This is a genomic window from Pseudoalteromonas sp. MMG005, assembly GCF_018101015.1.
In the GTDB taxonomy this organism is placed as follows: Bacteria; Pseudomonadota; Gammaproteobacteria; order Enterobacterales; family Alteromonadaceae; genus Pseudoalteromonas; species Pseudoalteromonas aurantia.
This window is the reverse complement of record NZ_JAGJEK010000051.1, coordinates 1-3067: the sequence shown is the minus strand read 5'-3', so window position 1 is coordinate 3067 and position 3067 is coordinate 1. Positions and strand designations below refer to the sequence as shown.

Genomic DNA, 3067 nt, shown 5'->3' with positions numbered 1-3067 from the left:
ATTAAAAGTCACCGCCTTACCCGAGAAAACAGCCAATAAAAATCAACCAGCAACGCAAACTGAGGCGCAACTGTTGACTATTTGGAGTCAGATCCTCAATCAAGCAGAAGCGACAATCGACACTCGAGTTAGCTTTTTTACGCAAGGTGGACATTCTCTACGAGCAGTAAAAATGCAGGCAGCGATAAAAAAAACCTTTACTAAAACTATATCATTGCAAACCATTTTTACCGCGCAGAGTATTTATGAAATAGCGAAGTATCTAGATAAGCACACTGATTTTACTATTGTATCGGAGATATTGCCGCAGCAAATTGAGTCACAAACTTATAAGCTATCTTATGCTCAGCAGCGCTTGTGGTTTATCGATAATATGAATCAGGGGAGCACGGAATATCACATCACATCGGCGTTACGCGTGTGTGGGAAGTTTAATTTAGACATTGCTCAGCAAGCATTTTCCCAGATCATTGCGCGTCATGAAGTACTCCGCTCTGTATTTGTAAAAAATGCTGATGGTGAAGTTTCTCAACGAGTAAATGATCACCATCCATTTAGCATTCGTCAAGTGACGCTAAAAGATCTCACTGGTGAGCCACGAAATAAAGCGTTAGAGCAAGAAATAAAAACAACACATAATGCATGCTTTGATTTAGCCCATGATCTATTGCTACGAGTGACTTGTGTTCATTTGGCACATGAGGATGTGGCGATTGTTTTAACTATGCACCACATTGCTTCTGATGCTTGGTCCTTAGGCATATTGGTTAACGAATTCAGCATGTTGTATAGCTCTTTGAAAAATCAAGAGGATGCTTGTTTAGTACCACTTTCTGTGCAATACCGAGATTATGCTCATTGGCAGCATCAAAGTGATATGCAATCGCAAATAATCCAGCAATTGGCATACTGGCAACAGCAGCTGAGTGATCTGCCGAGTGTTCATCAAATACCGTTGGACTATTCACGACAAGGGATTAAGTCAAATAAAGGAAAGCGTGCGCGATTGCAATTAGAACCGTCACTTACTGAGGCTATAAATAATGTCGCTAAACGTTTCAATATTACTCCATTTATGCTGTGCCATGGTGCACTGAGTTTACTATTGTCAAAATATAGCTACGAACACGATATTGTCATAGGAACGCCGGTTGCGAACCGAACACGTCAAGAGCTAGAACCATTGATAGGGTTTTTTGTGAATACATTGGTGCTTCGTAGTGATACTAGGAATCGCACAGTGGCAGATTTTTTTGCGCATATTCGCAGTGTAAACCTCGCAGCCCAAGATAATCAAGACGTTCCCTTTGAACAAATTGTAGATACGTGCTGCCAAGGACGCTCGACACAGTACACGCCTTTGTTCCAGATAATGCTCAATATGAATAACACTGAGTCAACGGAACTGTCGATATCAGATTTGGATGTCGATTTTTTATCTGTCGAAGCACTCAGCTGTAAATATGATTTAGAATTCGCTGTACAGTTAAATAGTGGTAACGCAATGTTAACGCTACAATTTGATTCTAGTTTGTTTGAGTATGACACTGCCAATGCGATGTTAAAGCAGTATCAAGGGATACTTAAAGGAATTACGGAGATCAATCATGAGGATGATTTACTCAGTGATCTTGGCTCTACATCACAGGGCAAATCAAATGTGCGGTTTAGTGAAGTTCACAGCGATATCGCTGATACGCGTATTGACGCTCTCATTTATCAACAAGCCATCAAATCGCCAGATAGTATAGCCCTAAAGTGTGGGCAAACCATACAGACTTATGCTGAGCTTATGCGACAGGCGGATGAGCTCGCAAGCTATTTAACTGTTTATTACCCTCGTCATGCTTGCATAGGTATTTGTCTAGGACGCAGTGAAATTTTATTGAGCACTGTTTTGGCTGTTTTGCGTGCAGATATGACTTATGTTCCTATGGAACCTAGTTACCCTCAACAGCGCTTAGCAACCATAGTAGAAAATGCCTCGGTTGCAGCAGTATTAACTTCACCGCAATGGCAACAAAACCTCAATGCTGAGAATATCAGCTTGATCTGTGTTAATAGCTATAAAAAAGTCAGTCGTACTGTCATGCTAAATACGCCAACTAATCCGGTGGCGTATATTATTCATACTTCTGGTTCTACAGGGACGCCAAAGGGAATAGAAGTATTGCATCGAGGATTAACTAACTATTTGAAATATGCGCAAAAACGCTATCTAAATACAGTAATTGGTCAATCTATAGTAAGCTCTACCTTGAGTTTTGATGCAACTTTAACCAGCTTATTAACCCCGCTTATCTGTGGTAAAACAGTCACTGTTCTTTTTGAGGACAATACATTAGATGACTTGTACCAGTGTTTATGTACGCATAGCGCTTCTTTATTTAAAGTTACCCCAGCCCATTTACAGGCTTTATGTGCTCTAAATAAAGGTCATATTATTAATTCGCAACATACATTGGTTATAGGGGGGGAGCAATTTACTGGTCAGTTGTTGAGTCAGTGCCAAGCATGGTTACCAAATTCAACGTTTATTAATGAATATGGCCCTTCGGAGACAGTTGTAGGGTGTAGTGACTACCCCATTTACCCAGATCAAAAAGAAGATCATGAATTACCTGTTCCGATTGGTCGGGCAATTGACAATACACATTTATATATACTTGATCGTCATCAACAGCGTACACCACAAGGTGGAATTGGTGAGTTATATATTGCAGGTGCCGGCGTTGCCAAGGGTTATGTGCGACAACGAGAATTGACCGACGATAAGTTTGTCAGTTGGCAGGGACAAAGGGTGTATCGCAGCGGTGATCTTATGCGTCAACTTGCTGACGGGAATTATACTTTTATTGGTCGAGCTGATGATCAGGTAAAGCTGCGAGGTTATCGAATTGAAACTGCGGAGATTGAAGTATTAGCAAAGCAGCTTGGCCAAATTGAACAAGCGGTAGCTAAAGTGATCGAGTTAGAAAATGCCAGTGCTCAGTTAGTACTCTATATAGTAGCATTATCAGAGTATCGAGATCATGAAGCGCTCATAGAGCTTGTCAAATCTCATCTT

1 protein-coding gene is annotated in these 3067 nt (G+C 40.9%); it reads left to right on the top strand.

The window, feature by feature from the left end; translation table 11 throughout:
- The coding region (locus J8M01_RS23590) for a non-ribosomal peptide synthetase (protein ID WP_211059576.1) at positions 1–3067 on the top strand (3067 nt) is incomplete at both ends.